Genomic DNA, 14,825 nt, shown 5'->3' on the forward strand with positions numbered 1-14,825 from the left:
GATGGTGACCGAACGGAAGGGTCACTATGCCCAGTGCGCACACACTCGCCGAGACCGAACAGCAGGTCGCCGAGCGACTCGGCAACCTGCCGATCGACTTCGAGGCGATGGCGGTGATCTCGAACCTGTTCCGCGCGGCCAATGCGACCCGCAACTACTTCGAGCGCACGGTGCTGGCGCCCACCGACCTCAGCTGGACCGCGTTCGTCGTGCTCTGGGTCACGTGGATCTGGGAACCCATTGAGACCCGCCAGATCGCCGAAGAGGGCGGCTTCTCGAAAGCGACACTCACCGGAGTGCTCGGCACCCTCGAGGCGAAGGGCTACGTCACCCGCGCGCGCAGCACGAGCGACGGTCGACTGGTGATCGTGTCGATGACCGACGCGGGGCGCGAGCTGATGCTCACCCTGTTTCCCACCTTCAACGCGCACGAGCAGCAGGCGACCTCGACTCTCGATCCGGAGCGGCGCCGCGAACTCGCCGAGATGCTGCGGCAGATCACGCGCCTCACCGAGCGCTGATCCGGCGGGGTGCGGCGGGATGCTCGGCGCACCCATCGCCGCCTGATTCGGCCGGCGCCCTACCGCTTGGCCGAACCCGTGGTCTACTATCGAGGGAATCGTTCGTATACGAATGACATACCACTGCAAGGGAGCAGCCACGTGCACCAGGTGACACTCGCCGGCCTCACCGTCGACACCCGCCACTTCATCGGCGGCGAACGCGTCGCATCACCCGAGACGTTCGAATCGGTGTCGCCGATCGACGGGGCGGTTCTGGCGCACGTCGCCCGGGGCGGATCGGCCGAGGTGAATCGCGCCGTCGACGCCGCACGCGCCGCCTTCCCCGGCTGGCGCGACCTCGGCGCCGACGGCCGCCGCGAGATCTTGCACCGCCTGGCCGACCTCGTCGAGCGCGACCTGGAGCAGCTTGCCAACCTGGAAACCCTCGACAACGGATCGCTGCTGCGCAGTCACCGCCGCGGCGTCATGCCGCGCGTCGCCATGAACCTGCGCTTCTTCGCCGACTGGGCGGTCGAGAAGCTGCACCACCCCGTGTGGCAGACCCGCGGACACGACAACGTCGTGTCGTGGGATCCGTCGGGCGTCGCCGCTCTCATCACCCCGTGGAACGCGCCGCTCATGCTCGCGACGTGGAAGATCGGCCCGGCACTGGCGGCCGGCGACACCGTGGTGTTGAAGCCGGCCGAGTGGACTCCCCTCAGCGCCAGCTACTTCGCCGATCTCGCCGCCGAGGCGGGCGTCCCGGCGGGCGTCTTCAACGTCGTTCAGGGCTTCGGCGCCGAGGCGGGCGCCGCCCTCGTCGCGCACCCGGGCATCGCCCGCATCTCGTTCACCGGCAGTGTTCCGACGGCGAAGGCGATCGCCCGGTCGGCGGCCGACAACCTCACACCGGTCAGCTTCGAGCTCGGCGGCAAGAGTCCGCTCATCGTCACCGACGATGCCGACCTCGACCTCGCCGTCGAGCTGGCGGTCGAACAGTACGACAACGCCGGCCAGGTCTGCCTCTCGGGCACCCGCCTGCTCGTGCACGAGAACATCGCCGACCGCTTCCAGCAGGCCTTTGCCGCCAAGGCCCAGCAGTTGCGTCAGGGCGACCCGCGGGATGAGGCGACCCAGATCGGGCCACAGATTCATCGGGTGCACCTGGAGCGCATCCAGGGGTTCGTTGAGCGGGCGACGGCCGATGGCGCTCGCGTCGTCATCGGCGGAGGGCCGAACGACGAGCTCGGCGGCCTGTACTTCCGGCCAACGCTAATCGCGGACGCGAAGCCTGGCAGCGAAATTCTCACCGCCGAGGTGTTCGGCCCGGTGCTCGCGATGCAGACGTTCGCGAGCGACGACGAGGCCGTCACCCTGGCCAACAACACCGAGTTCGGGCTCGCCGCCGTCGTCGTGTGCGGCGACCGCGACCGCGCCGAACGCCTCACGAAGAACCTGGTGGCCGGCACCATCTGGGTCAACTGCTTCTTCGTACGCGACCTCGCCGCCCCCTTCGGCGGCTCCAAGAAGTCGGGCATTGGCCGTGAGGGCGGCACCTGGTCGTTCGACTTCTACGCCGACGTCAAGAACACCGTCTACGCACCGACCGGATGGAAGGAATAACCATGGGAAAAGTCGTTGGAGCGGCGCTGCTCGCTCACGTGCCCACGATCATGCTGCCGCAGGACGTGCGCTACGACCTCAATGAGGGCAAGGAAATCAGCCTCGTACCGGGGCTCAAGCGCCTGCGCGAGGAGGTCATGGAGACCCTCGACTACGACACCGTCGTCGTGCTCGACTCGCACTGGGCGACCACCGTCGAGTTCGTCATCACCGCCCACGCTGAGCGCTCGGGCCTGTTCACGAGCGAAGAGCTGCCACGCGGCATGTCGCAGATTCCCTACGCCTTCCGCGGCGACCCCGAGCTGGCCAACGCCGTGGCGAACTACGACGAGAAGAACGGCACGTGGGTCACCCCGATCTCCGACCCGCACCTGCCGATCTTCTACGCGACCGTGAACCTCTGGCACTACCTGGGCCGCGGTCTCGACAAGCGCTGGGTGAGCCTCTCGGTGTGCCAGACGGCGACGACCGAGGACTTCCTGCGGGCTGGCCGCGCTCTCGGCGAGGCGATCCGTGACAGCGACCGCAAGGTGCTGCTGCTCGCCTCCGGCGCCCTGTCGCACACGTTCTACAAGCTGCGCGATCTGCGCAAGCACGAATCCAGTGACCCGAGCCACATCTTCAGCCCCGAGGCGCGCGCTGCTGACCTCGAGCGCATCGAGTGGATGAAGCAGGGTGACCACAAGCGCATCCTCGACACGATGGACGAGTTCAAGAAGTTCAAGCCCGAGGCGAACTTCAGCCACTGGCTGCAGATGGCGGGCGCCACGGGCGAGGAGGCCAACACCGCCAAGGGCGTCATGTACTCCGAGTACGAAAACTCGATCGGCACGGGTCAGGTGCACGTGTACTTCCCCGAGCCCGAGGGCGGCTTCCCGCCGCCGAAGAATGTGACGCTCTCGCGCGAGGACGCCGCGTGACCGAGTATCGGCGCATCCTGCTGGGCGGCGCGCCCGTTCAGGTGACCCGCGACGGCGACGTGCTGCGCGCATCCGACGGCCGCGAGATCGCGATCGAGGATGCCGTTCACCTGCCCCCGACGGAGCCGCAGAAGATCATCGCGGTGCATCTGAATTATCAGAGCCGCACCGACGAGTTCATGACGAAGCTGCCGCCGGCGCCGACGTACTTCCACAAGCCGGTGACGGCGCTCAACAGCCACGGGGGCGACATCGTGCGGCCCGTCGGCTGTCAGTGGCTGAACTACGAGGGCGAGATCGTCATCGTCATCGGCAAGACCTGCCGCAACGTGTCGCCAGCCGAGGCAGGCGACTACATCGCCGGCTACACGGTCGGCAACGACTACGGGCTGCACGACTTCCGCGACACCGACGCGGGTTCGATGTTGCGGGTCAAGGGCAGCGATACGCTCGCCCCCGTCGGGCCGGGCCTCGTCACCGACTGGGACTTCCGAGGCAAGACGATTCGCACGATCGTCAACGGCGAGGTGAAGCAGGAGGACTCGACGGCGAACATGGAGTGGGACATGCACTACCTGGTTGCCGACCTCGCCCGCACCATCACGCTCGTGCCCGGCGACATGATTTTCTCGGGCACGCCCGCGAACTCGCGCCCGGTGTACCCGGGCGACGTCGTCGAGGTGGAGGTCGAAGGCCTCGGCCGCCTCACCAACACGATCGTCGAGGGCCCAACCCCCATTCGCACCGACGTGGGCGCCCAGCCGACCTCGAGCGAAGAGGTCGTCTCGACCGCGCTCGGCGGCGACTGGGAGTTCCGCGGCGTCCGCACCCCGTCGAAAGACCTGTACCCGTCCCGCATCGAGGAAACCCCTGCGAAGGAGCAGAACTGATGATCAAGATCGACGTCGACATGAACAAGTGCCAGCACTACGGCCAGTGTGTCTTCGAGGCGCCCGAGGTGTTCCAGTTGAACGCTGACGACAAGCTCGAGTACGTCGCCGAGGCTCCCGACGAGATGCTCGGCGACCTCGAGGCCGCGGCCGACGTCTGCCCCATGCAGGCGATCACGCTCACCCGCGAATAGGACCACGCCCCATGGATGCTGACGACCGCCCCGTCCTGATCGTCGGCGCGTCGATGGCTGGCTTGCGCACGGCCGAGAACCTGCGCCGGGCCGGCTACGCCGGCCCGATCCGGTTTCTCGGCGCCGAACCGCACGCGCCATACAACCGGCCTCCGCTGTCGAAGGAGTTACTGCAGACGGAGGGGCAGGGCCACGAGGATGTGGCCTTCCCGATTCGATCGGCGCTGGAGGAGAACGTCGAGTGGGTGCTGGGGCGCGCGGCCGCCTCGCTCGATGCCGATCGTCAGGTGGTGGTCGACGAGACCGGCACCGAGCATCCGTATCGGGCGCTTGTCATCGCGACCGGGCTGCGCCCGAAGCCGCTGCCGATCGACGATCACGGGCTCACGGGCATCCACGTGCTGCGCACCCTCGACGACGCCGTCGCCCTGCGCGAAGCGTTGCGACCGGGCGCGAACGTTGTCATTCTCGGCTCGGGCTTCATCGGGTGTGAGATCGCCGCGACGGCAGCGAAGGCCGGCGCGGCGACCGTGTCGGTCGTGTCGCAGTCACGCATCCCACTCGAGCGAGCGCTCGGGCCACTGCTCGGCGCAGAGGTGCGGCGACGTCACGAGGCGCACGGGGTGCGGTTCTTCTGCGAGAACGGACTGTTCGGCCTCGTCGGCGACCCGGGCGTCGAGCGGGTGATCCTGACGAGCGGCGTGATGCTCGAGTGCGACGTGCTGGTCGTCGCGATCGGCTCGGACGCGAACACGGAGTGGCTCGACGGGTCGGGGCTTGACGCCAGCGACGGCGTGCTGGTCAACGGCGGCATGCAGGCGGTGCGCGCCGACGGCCAGGTGCTCGAGAACGTGTACGCGGTCGGCGATGTTGCCCGCTATCCGAACCCGCTGTTCGACGAGGTGGCGCGCCGGGTCGAGCATTGGAACCTGCCGACCGAGACCGGCAAGCGGGCCGGCCAGGTGCTCGCTGCGCACCTCCGCGGGGACGACTGTGCGCCGATCGTGGCGGCACCGTTCGCTCCCCTGCCGTCGTTCTGGTCTGACCAGTACGACATGCACCTGCTGGCCTTCGGCATGACCTACCTGGCTGATCGCAGCGAGGTCGTCGCCGGCGAGCTGACCGACGAGTGCGTCGTCGAGTACTTCCGGGGCGACGAGCTCGTCGGCGTTTGCGGCATTGGGATGCGCGGAGCGGTTCAGGGCTATCGGTCGCGGTTCGCCGCGCCGGTCGCCGCCCGCTGAGCGGCCGAACCAGCGTCGGTCGCCACGGCGCCGGTCGCGCCCCCCATTGCGGCGCGCCACAGGCGCGCGAGCTCGGCCTCGTCGGGCAGGCTTTCGGGCCGCAGCACCAGGTCGTCGGCGACGAAGTACAGGGCGACGCTGATCTCGTCGAGGGCGCGCCCCGTGCGGCGGGCGTAGGCGAGGCGGTAGAGGGCGAGTTGCAGTTCTTTCTGCGCGCGATCCTCGTCGGTGGTCGGGGCACGCCCGGTCTTCCAGTCGACGATCTCGACCCCGTCGATGTACCGACCGTCCGGCTGGCGCAGTCGCGCCGGGTAGACGGCGTCAAGCTTGCAGATGAACAGGTGGCCGGCGAGCGGCAGGTGAATCTCGCACTCTACCTCGAGCGGCTCACGGTCGCCCCACTCGGAGGCCGCGAAGCGCTGTTGCAGCTCGGCGAGCACCTCCGGGTCAAAGCCGTCACCCTCGACGTCGTGGTCGTCGAGACCGACGTCGACGCGATCGACGATCGCTCCGAGGCCGTAGCGCTCTTCGACCCAGCGGTGGAACACCGTGCCGAGCCGGGTCTGCCGGTACGGCCGTTGCGGCAGCGGTCGGCGCAGTCGCTCCGCGACCGCGTCGGGCTCGTTGACGTACTGGCGAAACGCCGAGGCGGGCACGCGATACGGCACGGCGACCTCGCCGGTGCGGCGCTCGCGCTCGGCGCGCTCCGCCAGCAGCATGTCGATGTCGCTCTGCCAGCCGAGCGGGTCTCTCTCGTCACCGGCACGCTCACCGGTCTGTCGGATGCGCGCGGCCGCGTTCTCGAGCGCCTCGCGTCTGCTGCCGAGCGGGTCGGCCGGCCACCACGGGTCGTTACCGTCGTCGACGGCGCGCGGGTTGTCGTCGTGGGCGGGCTCAGCCGGGACGGTCGGCAGCAGGCCGCGCTCGATGAGTGGCACGAGGAAGGGGCTGAGCGCACGCGGCTTCGACTGGCCGGCCCAGAATGACGCGGTCAGCAGCAGCCGGTGCCGGGCGCGGGTGACGGCAACGTAGGCGAGCCGTCGCTCTTCTCGCTCGAGATGGTCGCCGACCTCGCGCTGGAACGCCTTCTGGCGATCGAGCAGGTCTTTGCGACTCTCGGCCCCGCGCCAGCCGAAGACCGGAAGCTCAGCGGCATCGCCGCGCAATTCGTAGGGCAGCACTCCCAGGCTCAGCCAGCCGCGGGTCGACCGGGGCTTCGCCGGTAACTCGTCGGCGACGAACCGCGGAACGGCGACGTTGTCCCACTCAAGGCCCTTGGCACCGTGAATCGTGAGCACCTGCACGGTGCCGGGCTCGGCGTCTTCCGTGCGCGGCGAGAGGTTGTCGCGCCACTCGGCCTCGCGCAGCCAGCGTAGAAAGCCGCCGAGGCTGACATCCTCGGCGAGACCGAGGTAGTCGTCGAGGGCGTCGAGGAAGGCGTCGCGCGGCGACTCCCCCAGCACGCGGTAGGGGTTCGCGGCGACCTCGATGTCGAGCATCAACTCGTGCTCGACGACGCCCACCAGGTCGGCGAGGTCGAGTGATGTGCGCCGCCGGAGGGCGGCGAAGAGTCGGCCGGCCTCTCGCAGGCGGGCGATGCCGACCTCGCTGAACGCCGCAAGCTGACCGTGGCCGTCGGGCGCGTGGGCGACGAAGTCGAGCGCGTCGACAATCGAGGCGGATTCTGAGCCGGCGACGCTCGCCCGCAACGCGGCGCGAACCTCGTCACTGAAGCGCTGCTGCGCGAGGTCTCGCTCGCGCAGCCAGTTCGCGACCTCGCGCAGGGCGTCGAGGTCAGCAAGGCCGATCGACCAGCGGGGCCCCGCGAGCAGCCGCACGAGCTCGGTGCCCGCACTCGGGTTGTCGATGACGTGCAGCGCCGCAACGAGATCGGCAATCTCAGGCTGCGTGAGCAGCCCACCGATACCCAGCACGTGAAACGGCACGCCGCGGCGCCGCAGCGCGTCGAGAAAGATCGGCTGGGTCGAGCGGCTGCGCATGAGCAGCGCGGCGGTGGGTGATCGGCTCTCGGCACCGTCGCCCGCGGATGCCGCGCGCCCCGGTTCGCCGTTCGCGGGGATACCGAGCCGCTCAGCGAACCATGCGGCGACACGCTCGGCCTCGGCCTCGACGGTCTCGAGCTGTTCGAGTTCGACGTCGTGGTCACTCGCGAAGTGGGCCGGCTCGAGCGTGCTGACGGCGACTCCCCCGCGTGCCGTCAGCGGCTCGACGAGCGCATTGGCGACGTCGAGAATGCGCCGGCCGTTGCGCCACGACGTGCTGAGCGAGTACCGGTCGACGCGGTCGCTTCCGGGCACGGCAAAGCGCGTGGCGAAGTCGTCGAGATTGGTCGCGCTCGCGCCGCGCCAGCCGTAGATCGACTGGTGCGGGTCGCCAACCGCCATGACCGGGGTGCCAGCAAACAGGCCGGCCAGCAGGCGTGTCTGGGCAACGTTCGTGTCTTGATACTCGTCAAGCAGCACGACCCGGTAGCGCTCGCGAAGCGCCTGGTCCACCTCGGGGTGCCGGTCGAGGAGGTCGAGAGCGAGCGCGACCTGGTCGGAGAACTCGATGAGCCCGTCGCGGCGCTTGCGCTCGGCGTACTGCTCGGCGAGGTCAAGCAGCGGCAGGGTGGGCGCGAGCGTTGCGACGAGTGCGTCGACGTCGGCGTAGGCCCCGCGGCCGCCGGGCGGAAGCTCGACCACCGACGCGAACTCGGTGAGAGCCGAGCGCACGGCGTCGGGGGCGACCAAGTGCTCGGTGAGCGCATGGGCGAGGTCGAGTACGGCGGTCGTCACACGATCGACGGTGAGGTCATGGTCGGCGAGTCGCTCGTCGGTCGCGCGCGCGACGAGGCCCCGCGCGAGTTGCCAGGCGGCGGCCGCGCCGAGCACGACGCCGTCGGGGTCGCGGCCGATCAGGACGGCGTTGTCGCGGTACAGACTCGAGGCGAAGGCGTTGTAGGTGGCGACGGTCGGCTGCGTGAACGCGTCAACCACGGGCGGTGCGTCGCGGCCGTCGAACAGCGCACTCGAGCCGAGGGCGACGAGGCGCTCGCGAATGCGGTGCGCGAGCTCTGAGGCCGCCTTGCGCGTGAACGTGAGGCCGAGCACCTGATCGGGCGCCACCAACCCGTTGGCGACGAGCCACAGCACGCGCGCCGCCATGGTCTCGGTCTTGCCCGAGCCGGCGCCAGCGACGACCAGCGCGGGGCCGAGCGGCGCCTCGATGACGGCCTGCTGCTCGGCCGTGGGCGGCGGCTGTCCGAGCGCCTCGGCGATCTGCAACGCCGAATACCGGGGCGCGCTCATCGCTCGCCCGTCACGGGGGGAACCCGATGGATGCTGTGCCGGCGCTGGCCAGGCGGACCGTACGGATCAATGACCCGCGCACCCGTCAACTGGGCGACCGCGACGGCGGCGACCGCCTGGCGCAACCGCTCGCGGAAGGCCTCGAGCGCCTCGCTGTCGAGCACCGGCTGCGTAGCCTCGCGGTACGACTGCCCCTTCAGCCCCTCCCGCACGAACAAGAGCCGTGCCCCGTCAGCCGTGTGCTCGCCCAGCTCGTCGAGCACCTCGTCGAAGGCGCCCTCGGCGTAGGCCAACTGATAGGCGCCGAGCTGCGCGTTGTCGCGCGCCTTCGCGTCGGTGACGGGGGTTCCGGTCTTCACGTCGATGATGCGCACCCGGCCGTCGGCGTCGCGCTCGATGCGGTCGACAATGCCGGAGACGACGGCGCGGCCTTCCTCCACCGCGAAGCGGTGCTCGGCAGCCGCGACCACCCGCCCGGCGGCCGCCGCGTCGCGCAGGTAGTCAGCGACACCGCGCGCGTACCGGCGGGCGAGGCGCCGTTGTTGCGCCGCGAGCCACGGCGAGTCGAACACGAGCTCACCCCAGCGGGCCTCGATCGCCTGCCACACCTCGTCGACCGTCGGGTCGGTGAGCGTCTCGACGGCGGCGTGCACGATCGTGCCGATACCCATGACCGCGTTGCCCTCCTCGGGGGCGACGCGGTTGAGAAACCAGTCGAGCGGCGACACCTCGATGGCCTCCAACTTCGACGGTGACAGGCGTACGGGGTCGTCGCCGAAGAGCGGAACGGTGGTCGACGGGGCGCCGAGCCCCCACCAGTCGTCGGGTGAGGCACCGGGCACCCCCTCGGCGGCGAGCCGGCGTAACGCCGCGGCCGCCTCCCGCCGCACCGTTTCGCCCGACGCGGGGTCGGTGAGGCGGCGGCGCAGCTCGCCGACGAGGCGACGGAACGAGCGCGCGTGGGGCCGACGGGGGCGCGCCGTCTCGGCAACCGGGCCGGTGCCGACGAGGTCGGCCAGAGCATCCCAGAGGGCGCTGGGGCGGTCGTCGTCGCCGGCGACCGACGTGGCGATGACCTGCCGTCGGGCGCGGGAAACGGCAAGCGTGGCAAGCCGCAGCTCGTCGTCGAGCACGAGCCGGCGCTCGTCGAGCGTCTCGGAGGCGATGCCGCGGTGCACGCGGCTGATGTCGGGCGCGTGCAGCAGTGAACCGCGCAGACGCTGATTGGGCCAGAGCCCGTCGGTCAGACCGGCGATGATCGCGACGTCGACCTCGACGCCGGCGGCTGCAGCCGGACTCGCGACGAGCACCGCGTCGTCGAGACGGGCGGGGGCGAGCAGGTCATCGGCAACGTCGCTGTCGAGCATGCGGGTGAGGAAGGTGTCGACGGTGGCGTCTGGCACCGTGTCGACGATGGTCGTGGCGGCAGCGAACACGGCGGTGACCGCGTCGAGTGCCCGGTCGGCTTCCGCGGCGGTGGTACCGGTGCCGCGCGCCTCCGCGGTCCACGTGTCGACCACGCGCGCGTCGCTCCAGGCCGTCCACAAGAGCTCATCGACCGTCGCCCCGGCGTCGTACTGATCTCGAATCGTCGCGAGGGTGCGGGCGACCCGCGCGGCCTGCCGGGCCGTGCGGTGATCGATGGTGACAAGCCGATCGGGTGCCGAAAGCGCCTCCACCAGGAGGTCGTCGGCCGTGCGGGCGCCGTCGCCCGCGACCTCTTCGGCCCGCAGTGCGCGGCGCAGTCGGCGCAGGGCGACGCGGTCGAGGCCCCCGAGCGGCCCGAGGAGTAGTTCTGTGGCGGCGTCGGGATCGAGCGGCGAACGCCCCACTCCCACGTCGACGAAGCGCACGAGAGCGCGCGCCGCGGGGTGTTCGCGCAACGGCCGACCGGCCGTCGTCGAGCGCACGGGAATCTCGGCGGCTGCGAGCGCACGCACGATAGCGGGAACGAGCGCGCCGCTGCGTACCAGCACCGCCATGCGCGCCCAGGGCACTCCGTCGATCAGGTGTCGCTCGCGCAGCACGTCAGCGATGAGGGCCCGCTCGCGCGCCGGACTCGACGCCGTCAGCGCGACCAGTGCCCCGCCGAGCGGTGCCGCGTCGTCGCCGTGGCCCGCCACCGCCCGGCGCTGCCTGCCCGCGCCGGCGGTGCCGATGCGCTGGGCGTAGAGCGCGGTGAGGGCGCGCAGCGGCGCCGACTGGCGGTGTGCCGTCGCGAGCACGAAGGGATGCCCGGAGCCGCCCCCGAGGACGCTCGCGAGCCGGCCGAGCGCCTCGGGCTCGGCCCCGCGAAACCCCGTGGTCGCGACGTCGGGTTCTGCGACCACGAGCACCCGAGTGCCCTGCGCCGCGAGCGCGAGCACGAGATCGATACCGGCCGGGGTGAGGTCGTGCGCGTCGTCGACGAGGAGCAGTTCGGGCAGCACGACCCCTGACACCTCGCGCAGGCGCGGGACAGCGTCGGCGGCGGCCCGCACCAGTTCGGCCGGATCGAGTTGGCCGGCGCGCGCGCCGCCCAGCACCCGCCGATACTCGTCGACGAAGTCGGCGATGGCGGGCCACTCGGGCCGCCCGTGCGCGGCGCCCTCACGGCGCAGCCGGTCGGTCGTCCAGTCGTGCTCTGACAGCCGAGCGATCGCGTCGCGCAGCTCGGTGCGGAACGCCTCGAGCCGGCGCACTTCGGGCCCGAGATGCTCGGGCCACGCGGGGCCCGTGCCGTCGTCGTCATGCCCTGCGAGCAGCTCGGCGATATCGGAGTCCTGATCGGAGCCGCTCAGCAGCCGAGGCTCCTCCTCGCCGCGAGCGCGGGCTTCAGCCGACAGCACTGCGTGCGCGAACGCCGCGACGCTGCGAGCGAGGGGCCCCGGCAAGGCGATATCGGGCTGCGCAGCGGCAAGGTGCTCGGCAAGCAGATCGCGCAGGGCCGTCGCCGAGCGGCGCGACGGCGTGAGCGCCATGACGCGATCGACCGCGAACCCCCGCGCCGTGACCGCCTCCACAACGCACGCAACGATCAGCGCGGTCTTCCCCGTGCCGGGCGCACCGAGCACCGCGACACCCGACCCCGCGCCGTCGAACAGCGCGTCACGGGGGGCGCGCTGGGAGTCGTCGAGCGCGATCGGCGAGGCACGAGCATCCGGATCACGGGCGATCAGGCGGGGCATACGCCCACGCTAACGGCCACCCCCGACGCCGGTCGCTCCGCTCACGGTGAACAGCGAGCCTGAGCCCGCCCGCGCCGACTACGCTTCAGATCGTGGACATTCGCATCGGAATTCTGAACAGCCCGCGTGAGGTCGCCTTCGAGACGTCGCAGACCGCCGACGAGGTCGAGAAGGCCGTCAGCGCCGCGATCGAGAAGGGCGCGCCGCTCGTCACCTTCAGCGACGACAAGGGCAAGCGCTACGTGGTCCCGACGGCGACCATCGGCTACGTCGAGATCGGCACCGACACCGCCCGCCGCGTCGGCTTCGTGGGCTGAGCATGGGCCTCGCGCTCATTCCGGCCGCCGTTATCGGCGCCCTCATCGGCTTGGGTCTTCGCTACCTCATCGCGGGCCGTCAGCAGTACGGCTTGCTTCTGCTGCCCTCCGCCGGCGCGGCCGCGGTCTGCGTCACCTGGGTGATCGGCATCTGGTCGGGGCTGAGCCACGAGGCCGTGTGGATTTGGCTCATCAGCTTCAGCATCGCCTCGATCGTGTGCATCGCCCTCGCGAAGGCGCTTCCCCCGAAGCGCGAGCAGGCCGACGCCGAGCTGCTCGCTGAGTTGATGCGGCCAGCCGCCCGCTCGTAGCGGCGCTTACGCCGTCAGCCCGAGACGGTCCATCCGGCGCGTGTGCCGCCCGATCAGCTCGGTGAATACCGGCTCGATCTGCGCCTCGTCGCGGGCGTGATCGTCGTGCATCACGAGAGCCGTGCGCGCCTGCAGCAGGGTGTCGCCCACGAGCCGACGGCACCAGAGAGCCAGGCGCGAGGCGAGCCGCGGATTCGCCGCAATCGAGCGCTCGACGATCGCGTGCAGGGTGTCTTCGACCGAGCCGTTACTCAAGGCCTCTTCAACAGCCTCGCGGTCATCTCGGTCGAGCCCGGCCGAGAGATTCAGCCAGAAGTCGGTCAGAAAACCGATGGTCACGTGGGCGCTCGCGACCTGCTCGTGCCAGTCGGCTCCCATGACGCGGCGCTCGAACTCTGCCACCCCCGCCAGGTGCGGCTGCATCGTGGCCGAGCGGTCGAGTCGGTGCTGATCGATGCGGGCAACGAGCGCGCGGTAGCGGTCGAGCATGAGGCCTGCGGCCCGGGCGAGCGCATCTTTGTCGGTCACGAGCGGCGCGTTCGCCGCAGCGTGGCTGAGCTGCTCAAAGAAGGTCAGGTGCAGAGCGGCGCACTGGCCGAAGAAGTGGTCGGCCGGGGGCGTGAGCTCGTGCAGGTCGATCTTGAGCGCGGCAACGGCAGCGTCGCGCGGCCGAAGCATCGGAGCTTGGGCGCGCGGCCGAGAGCGTCGAAACCACAGAGCCACCCGACCAGAGTAGGCGATGCGCGAAGGGCCGCCGGACCCCGACGGCTAAACTGAGGGCTTCCGATAACAAGACAGGGTGCACAGACACGTGACTTTCACCGACCTGGGCGTCGAAGCAGACATCGCCGACGCCCTCGCAGCTAAGGGCATTACCGAGCCCTTCCCCATTCAGCAGCAAACCATCCCGCTCGCGCTGACCGGCCAAGACATCATCGGCCAGGCCAAGACCGGCACCGGCAAGACCTTCGGCTTCGGTCTTCCCCTCATTCAGAAGCTCGGCACGAATCCGGGCCCCGGCGTCAAGGCGCTCATCGTCGTACCCACGCGCGAGCTCTGCGTGCAGGTGACGGAAGACATCGAGCTGGCCGCGTCGAACCGACCCACGACCGTGGTGTCGATCTACGGCGGCAAGGCCTACGAGGGTCAGATCGACCAGTTGAAGGCGGGCGCTCAGATCGTCGTCGGCACGCCAGGACGCCTGCTCGACCTGGCCGGCCAGCGCCTGCTGAGCCTCGCCGACGTCGAGGTGATGGTTCTCGATGAGGCCGACAAGATGCTCGACCTCGGGTTTTTGCCCGACATTGAGAAGCTGTTCGCGCAGACGAAGCCGACGCGTCACACGATGCTGTTCTCGGCCACCATGCCGGGCCCGATCGTCGCGCTGGCGCGCCGCTTCATGACGCGACCGATCCACATTCGCGCGACCGACCCCGACGAGGGCCTCACGCAGGCCAACATCAAGCACATCGTCTACCGGGCGCACGCTCTCGACAAAGACGAGGTGATCGGGCGCATCCTCATGGCCGAGGGGCGCGGCAAGACCGTCATCTTCACGCGAACGAAGCGGGCGGCGGCGAAGCTCGTCGAAGAGCTCAACGACCGCGGCTTCAATGCCGGCGCCGTTCACGGCGACATGAGCCAGGAGGCGCGTGAGCGCTCGATGGCGGCGTTCAAGGCCGGCAAGCGCGACATTCTGATCGCCACCGATGTGGCCGCGCGCGGTATCGACGTGAACGACGTCACACACGTGATCAACCACACGGTGCCCGACGACCACGACACGTACCTGCACCGCGCGGGCCGCACAGGCCGCGCGGGCAAGACCGGCATCGCGGTGACGTTCGTCGACTGGGCCGACATGCACAAGTGGGCCCTCATCAATCGCGCGCTCGATATGGGGCAGCCCGAGCCGGTCGAGACATACTCCTCGTCGCCGCACCTCTACACCGACCTTGACATCCCCGAGGGCTCGAAGGGGCGCCTGAAGGCGACCCCGATTCCGAAGGCCGAAAAAGAGGCATCGCGTCCGCCCCGCGAACGCAGCCGACGCCGCTCCAGCGGCTCCGGTACCGCCTCCGGCTCGTCCGAGACCCGGGATGCTCGGGGCAGCGAGCGCGCCGAAAGCGCCCGCTCCGAGGCTGACGCACCCCGCGCATCCGGCGAGGGTGCTGCGCCGCGCAAGCGTCGTCGCCGCCGTCGTGGCGGGGGCGGCGGAGCCGGCGGCCAGGGCGCACCCGGCGCGGCAGGGAATGCCACGGCGGGCGCCTAGATGATTGATTCCAAGGGTTCAGTGGTCGTACGCTGTCAGTGACCGGAGGATCGGCTGCCCGGTGCGATGGTTG

12 protein-coding genes are annotated in these 14,825 nt (G+C 70.2%); 9 read left to right on the forward strand and 3 right to left on the reverse strand.

Features of this window, described 5'->3' with window-relative positions; genetic code table 11:
- The first annotated feature begins 26 nt into the window (after nt 1–26).
- From ACK4SC_RS09490 to ACK4SC_RS09515, 6 genes are all read left to right on the forward strand, one after another.
- Nucleotides 27–521, forward strand: coding sequence for a MarR family winged helix-turn-helix transcriptional regulator (locus ACK4SC_RS09490; protein ID WP_409617379.1), 495 nt, complete (start codon nt 27–29; stop codon nt 519–521).
- 141 nt (nt 522–662) lie between these two features.
- Complete coding sequence (locus tag ACK4SC_RS09495) at nt 663–2,126, forward strand: aldehyde dehydrogenase (RefSeq protein WP_409617381.1); 1,464 nt, start codon at nt 663–665, stop codon at nt 2,124–2,126.
- A 2-nt stretch (nt 2,127–2,128) separates the two neighbouring features.
- Nucleotides 2,129–3,046 carry a catechol 1,2-dioxygenase gene (locus tag ACK4SC_RS09500; RefSeq protein WP_409617383.1) on the forward strand — a complete coding sequence of 306 codons (918 nt, stop codon included), beginning with the start codon at nt 2,129–2,131 and terminating at the stop codon, nt 3,044–3,046.
- Entirely contained in the window at nt 3,043–3,936 is an 894-nt protein-coding gene (locus ACK4SC_RS09505) for a fumarylacetoacetate hydrolase family protein (protein ID WP_409617385.1), read from the forward strand. The genes ACK4SC_RS09500 and ACK4SC_RS09505 overlap by 4 nt, the downstream gene beginning before the upstream one ends.
- Nucleotides 3,936–4,130 (forward strand): ferredoxin, encoded by a 195-nt coding sequence (locus ACK4SC_RS09510; protein ID WP_409617387.1) that lies wholly within the window; start codon nt 3,936–3,938, stop codon nt 4,128–4,130. The genes ACK4SC_RS09505 and ACK4SC_RS09510 overlap by 1 nt, the downstream gene beginning before the upstream one ends.
- A gap of 11 nt (nt 4,131–4,141) precedes the next feature.
- Nucleotides 4,142–5,374 (forward strand): NAD(P)/FAD-dependent oxidoreductase, encoded by a 1,233-nt coding sequence (locus tag ACK4SC_RS09515; RefSeq protein ID WP_409617389.1) that lies wholly within the window; start codon nt 4,142–4,144, stop codon nt 5,372–5,374.
- Here ACK4SC_RS09515 and ACK4SC_RS09520 read toward each other — a convergent pair.
- Nucleotides 5,335–8,685 carry a UvrD-helicase domain-containing protein gene (locus ACK4SC_RS09520; protein WP_409617391.1) on the reverse strand — a complete coding sequence of 1,117 codons (3,351 nt, stop codon included), beginning with the start codon at nt 8,683–8,685 and terminating at the stop codon, nt 5,335–5,337. The genes ACK4SC_RS09515 and ACK4SC_RS09520 overlap by 40 nt on opposite strands.
- Nucleotides 8,682–11,852 carry a PD-(D/E)XK nuclease family protein gene (locus ACK4SC_RS09525; RefSeq protein WP_409617393.1) on the reverse strand — a complete coding sequence of 1,057 codons (3,171 nt, stop codon included), beginning with the start codon at nt 11,850–11,852 and terminating at the stop codon, nt 8,682–8,684. The genes ACK4SC_RS09520 and ACK4SC_RS09525 overlap by 4 nt, the downstream gene beginning before the upstream one ends.
- 92 nt (nt 11,853–11,944) lie before the next feature.
- Between ACK4SC_RS09525 and ACK4SC_RS09530 the strand changes: the two genes are divergently transcribed.
- Together ACK4SC_RS09530 and ACK4SC_RS09535 are read left to right on the forward strand one after the other, a co-directional pair.
- On the forward strand, nt 11,945–12,169 hold the full coding sequence (locus tag ACK4SC_RS09530; protein WP_409617395.1) for a DUF3107 domain-containing protein: 225 nt from the start codon (nt 11,945–11,947) through the stop codon (nt 12,167–12,169).
- 2 nt (nt 12,170–12,171) lie between these two features.
- Nucleotides 12,172–12,480: a hypothetical protein gene (locus ACK4SC_RS09535; RefSeq protein ID WP_409617397.1), complete on the forward strand. Its 309-nt coding sequence runs from the start codon at nt 12,172–12,174 to the stop codon at nt 12,478–12,480.
- 6 nt (nt 12,481–12,486) lie between these two features.
- Here ACK4SC_RS09535 and ACK4SC_RS09540 read toward each other — a convergent pair whose 3' ends face one another.
- Entirely contained in the window at nt 12,487–13,158 is a 672-nt protein-coding gene (locus ACK4SC_RS09540; RefSeq protein WP_409617399.1) for a ferritin-like fold-containing protein, read from the reverse strand.
- Nucleotides 13,159–13,291: 133 nt separating this feature from the next.
- On the opposite strand from ACK4SC_RS09540, the gene ACK4SC_RS09545 reads away from it, so the two are divergent.
- Nucleotides 13,292–14,752: a DEAD/DEAH box helicase gene (locus ACK4SC_RS09545; protein ID WP_409617401.1), complete on the forward strand. Its 1,461-nt coding sequence runs from the start codon at nt 13,292–13,294 to the stop codon at nt 14,750–14,752.
- Nucleotides 14,753–14,825: the final 73 nt, after the last annotated feature.

It is taken from the genome of Microcella sp. (assembly GCF_046293215.1).
Lineage (GTDB): Bacteria > Actinomycetota > Actinomycetes > Actinomycetales > Microbacteriaceae > Microcella.